The sequence below is a fragment of the bacterium genome, assembly GCA_024224155.1.
Taxonomy (GTDB): Bacteria; Acidobacteriota; Thermoanaerobaculia; order Multivoradales; family JAHEKO01; genus CALZIK01.
This window is the reverse complement of the sequence record JAAENP010000061.1, coordinates 1-4,430: the sequence shown is the minus strand read 5'-3', so window position 1 is coordinate 4,430 and position 4,430 is coordinate 1. Positions and strand designations below refer to the sequence as shown.

Genomic DNA, 4,430 nt, shown 5'->3' with positions numbered 1-4,430 from the left:
GGTTGCGCACTTCGCGCACTTCGCCTGCCGCTCCGTTCTCGACTGGCCGCGAATCGATGCGGCCGGGAGGTGAATCGGGGCAAATCGTCGAGAGCAACCCGGTTGCGGCCGCTGTCGCCTTCGGCCTCGGCGTTCGTGGGCCGACGCGGTAGGCGCGGTGGGGTCCTGACTGCGCGGTTGTGCTGGTATGATACGGCGATGAGCGTGAGATTGGGGGCACGAGACACGGTGAGGGCAAGCCGGGTAAGTACCTGAGTTGGCCGGAGGTATCCTCTGGGGCCGGGCGCGGGGTGAAATCACTGCAGGGGTCCGCGGCGAGCGCTCCGGGCGGAGGGGCCGGCGATGCAGCTACCGATGCCGATGCAGCTACCGATGCAGTGTAGACGGAAACAACGATCCGCGGTTTTTTGACGGTGTTACCGGCGCTGAATCAGAGGCGAGCGCTCAGAAGAGGTCACTCAAGGTGGGATCGTCGGAGCTGAAGAGTTGCACCGGCATGAGGAGTTCCCGAAGAGTCTGAGCGTGCGCGGCGCAGATCTGCGCGCGGACGTAGTCCACGAGTTGGAGCAGTGCCAGGGCGTTGTCGCTGGACAGTGATGCTGCGTCGAATTCGGTGACTACAAAATGGATGAGCTGGTCGATGGAGGCCACGGCTGGCTTGGAATCGTCGTGGAAACACGGCTGCTCTCGAGCATAAGGTGAAGTCACTTCTTGTCCTTCGGTGGGCGTCGGTTCTTGGAGCGGCCACGGGTGGATTTCTGGCTCTTGGCCAAGGAGTAGCGATGTCGCCACGATTCAGCGTCGATGTCGACGGTGTGGCAATGCTGGGCAAAACGGTCCACGAGAGCGGCGACACAGGCGGACCCGGCGAAGAGCGCCCCCCACTTCTTGAAGGCCAAATTGGTGGTGATGACAATGGAACGGGATTCGTGTCGCCGAGTGACGATGTTGAAAAACAGATCGGCGGCTCGACTGTCGCAAGGCAAGTAACCAATCTCATCGAGAATCAAGAGAGACGGCGAAGTGTATCGCTTGAGCCTGCGTTCGAGGGCGGGCAGGGATTCTTGCCCGGCGAGATCGGCGAGGGCACCGGCAAAGGTAGCAAAGCGTACGGTGTGGCCGCGGCGGAGCGCTTCGAAGCCGAGGTGCTTGGCCAGAGTGGTCTTGCCGACGCCGGCGGGGCCGCGAAAGAGGACGTTCTGCCCGGGCCGGACGAAGTCGATGGTGAGCAGACGATCGTAGAGGTCGTGATCGATGCTGTGCGGGTGGTTCCAGTCGAACTGGTCGAGCGGTTTAACACTGCCAAGTTTGGCGGCTCGGGTGCGGCTCTTATGATTGCGCGTATCTCGCTCACTTGTCTCGGAGGCCACGAACGTTTCGAGAACCTGCACAGGGCCAAGTTGGTGGGAAATAGCATGCTCGATGAGGGCGCGGAGCTGTTCTCGGATGAGACGAAAACCCAAATGATGCAAAGCTTCTACAAGCGTGTCAATTCCATCATCCATCGTAATCCTCCAGGGCATGGGGAATGACGTCACGGTCCTCGACGTGGTCAGGCAGAACGACTTCGCGGGGCATGGGGCGATTCCTTTCGCGGCGAAGACGGTCACAGACGAAAAGAAGCGCGCTGGGGTCACGAATACCGCGAGTCACTAGTTCGTCCACGGCATCGGTGATGATCGTCGGGTCATAGAGATCCAGGAGCTTCACAGCGCGGGCTACATGGGGGGCGAGATGATGACCGTTTTCGAGCCAACGTGCGAAGAGAGTCTCGATCTGAGGGATCTGGGAGCGCAGTCGGTCGCGCCCTTTGAGGTCTCGTGCTGCACGACGCTCGGTCAAGAGTTCCGCACGGTGCTCAGGGTTCTCAAGCACCTGCCGTCGTCCCCACGAGCGCTCATGGTGGGCCACTTCCTCGTCTTTGGTAGACAGGCGAATGACGCCATCATCTGCGATGAGGGTGAGCTTCTCGCTGGCAAAACGCGGCGGTACGGAATAGGAGTTTGTGTCGAAACGGATGAATGCCGTCTTGTCCACGGCGACGAGTTCGACCTGGTCGACTCGCGGCAGCGGGTCGGGCAGGCGCAAGAGTGTTGCGCGTTCCTCGTCCAGCACGGAGCGAACGCTGCGATCTCGAAAGCGTGGGTGAGGTCGCTCGAGGGCGATTTCGTCCAGAAACGCCAGGAATTCGCGATTTCCTTGTTCAATGCTCTCGATGCGACGTCCGGCCAGGAAACGATCGCGCGCATAACGTATCGAGCGCTCGACACGGCCTTTTTCCTGCGGCTGGCGCACCGCACATAGCCGCGGCTGTACGCACATTTTTCCGCACAGCTCCAGCAATCCGGGGTGAAAGCGCACCGCATCGCCGTCGCGTTCGAGCACGACCGTCTTGGGATTGTCGAACAGCCATTGTCGGGGCGAGCCGCCGAAATACCGAGATGCGCGCACGAGGCTTCGACGGAGCGAGTGGACCGACAGGTCGTAGACGAATTCGCCCCATATAGCTCGTGAGTAGGAGAGCACCATGACAAAGAGCCAGAGTGCGCGATTTCCGCCCGCTACCAAGACTCGGCCGACATGTGCCCAGTCCACCTGCGCCTGCTCGGCGCACAGAGGTTCCGTGCGCAGGAACGCGCGGTTTTTTGGTTTGGGTCGTACCAGGCGCACGTAGCTGCGCACCGTACGTACCGAGCCCCGGTATCCGCGTGTTTTGAGCATGTCGTAGAGTCTGGTTGCTCGCAGCTTCGGATATGCCCGCAGTGTTTCTTCGATGAACCCGACATACGGGTCGATCAGTTTGGCGCGCAGCCTCGATTCCCGGCGCGGCTCCGTTAAGCCCAGCACTCGGCGAACCACGTCCCGGTGCACACCCAGCTGAGCGACGATCGTCCCTACTTTCCAGTGCTCGGCGTAGTGCAGGCGACGGATCTTGCCCTCGACCTCCTTGCTGACCGTCATTTCACACCTCGCAGACACAGCTGGCGCAGCTCACCGAACCCGCCCAGTCCCCGCAAGCGTTTACCCCGGCGGGGCCCTGGGCGGACGACGTCCACTTCGTAGTGGACGTTTTGCACCCCGAATCCCAGACCGTCGCATAAAGCCAGGGCGTGTTGTTCTTCCCACACGTCCGCACAGAGCACAACGGATACTTGCTGCTGGTACCACAATGCCATCGACTCCACCAGCGTTGGTGCGGCTCGACAATGCATCTGCGACGGCGGCGGTAATACTGCCTTGAACACCTCGTCGCGGCCGTGGGTCATCAGGATCCGCGTCTCCAGGGCCGCGGGTTTCAGTGTCATGATCAGTCGATTCTCGTCCATCCTTGTTGCTCCTTGCCGCATCCTCTTCCCTGGCGTCCGTCGCCATGGGTAGGGCTGTCGGCACACACACTCTAGGTGTGTGGGCAACTTTTTGGGGACCCTGATCCATCACGCTCATGCATTTTTTTTGGCGTTGTCGATACGCCCGCTGACGATCGCGATGGTCCTCGCGGCCGAGTTTCGACTTCTGATGACGTGTTCGAGCCTCGCGTACACTTCGGAGTCGCGCCAGCCCATGACATTCCGGTTGGCAGTATCGGTGTCCGCGATCGCAGTGTGAGCAAAGGTGGAAAATGCAATCGCAGAATCCGCACCTAACCTCGCGAAAACTCTTGGTTTCCGCTTCGTGGCTCGCCTGGCACGAGCCAGAAAGTTGCGCCCTGGGAGTTGATGAAGGAGTCTGTGAGCAGATTGATCGCACAATCGACTTGAGGGGCCAGGTTGGTTTGACTGGCCCCTCGCTCTTTTCGGTCTACTCTCAGTCGGCCTCCGCTGGCGAGTTTTCAGCTCACTCCGACGACACCGTCAAAAACCCGCGGCTTTCTCTTTCCGTCTACAGATGCAGCTACCGACGGCGATGTTTCCCCACAAAAACGAGCATTGAGGCCTTCGAAGCGTCGGCCGCAATCGGGTTGCTCTCGACGATTTTCAGCGATTCAGATCATGGCCGCTGTGATTCGCGGCGAGTCGAGAACGAAGCGGCAGGCGAAGTGCGCAACCCGGGGGCGGCCGATTCGTCGCAGGCCGGTGTTTCCATCGAATTCGTGGGAACCATCAACCATCCGCGTCGGCAACGGCATCGCGTCAGCATCTTGCGAAAACTCCAACCCCGGAATTCTTCAATTCATCAAGAAGACCACCTTGGAACGTTTGGTGCTAGCCAGGAATCAATCACGAGAATTAAAACGTGATGTGAATCACAGTTCAAAATCGCCCAAAACGTCAAACAAGGTAGCAGACACGTTCCAAGGCATTTCCGGAAATCAACCCGGGTGGGGACCTTCCCGCCAGTGGGCGACCGCCATCCTCGCAGGAAGATAAACCGTTGAGCAAGATCCCGCAAATCAATGGATGTACCGCATCCCTCGATCGCGTTGTGTGATG

Annotated in this window: 5 protein-coding genes; 1 reads left to right on the top strand and 4 read right to left on the bottom strand. The window is 60.0% G+C overall.

What is annotated here, in order from left to right; translation table 11 throughout:
• Positions 1 to 444: 444 nt before the first annotated feature.
• The 4 genes from GY769_03965 to GY769_03950 are packed head-to-tail and all read right to left on the bottom strand — an operon-like array spanning position 445 to position 3,326.
• Positions 445 to 708, bottom strand: a complete 264-nt coding sequence (locus GY769_03965; GenBank protein MCP4201070.1) for a hypothetical protein — start codon at positions 706 to 708, stop codon at positions 445 to 447.
• Positions 705 to 1,505, bottom strand: a complete 801-nt coding sequence (locus GY769_03960; GenBank protein MCP4201069.1) for an ATP-binding protein — start codon at positions 1,503 to 1,505, stop codon at positions 705 to 707. Before GY769_03960 ends, GY769_03965 begins: the two co-directional genes overlap by 4 nt.
• Entirely contained in the window at positions 1,498 to 2,961 is a 1,464-nt protein-coding gene (locus tag GY769_03955; GenBank protein MCP4201068.1) for an IS21 family transposase, read from the bottom strand. The genes GY769_03960 and GY769_03955 overlap by 8 nt, the downstream gene beginning before the upstream one ends.
• Positions 2,958 to 3,326, bottom strand: coding sequence for a hypothetical protein (locus tag GY769_03950; protein MCP4201067.1), 369 nt, complete (start codon positions 3,324 to 3,326; stop codon positions 2,958 to 2,960). Before GY769_03950 ends, GY769_03955 begins: the two co-directional genes overlap by 4 nt.
• Positions 3,327 to 3,619: 293 nt before the next feature.
• Between GY769_03950 and GY769_03945 the strand changes: the two genes are divergently transcribed.
• Complete coding sequence (locus tag GY769_03945) at positions 3,620 to 4,237, top strand: hypothetical protein (protein ID MCP4201066.1); 618 nt, start codon at positions 3,620 to 3,622, stop codon at positions 4,235 to 4,237.
• Positions 4,238 to 4,430 lie beyond the last annotated feature (193 nt).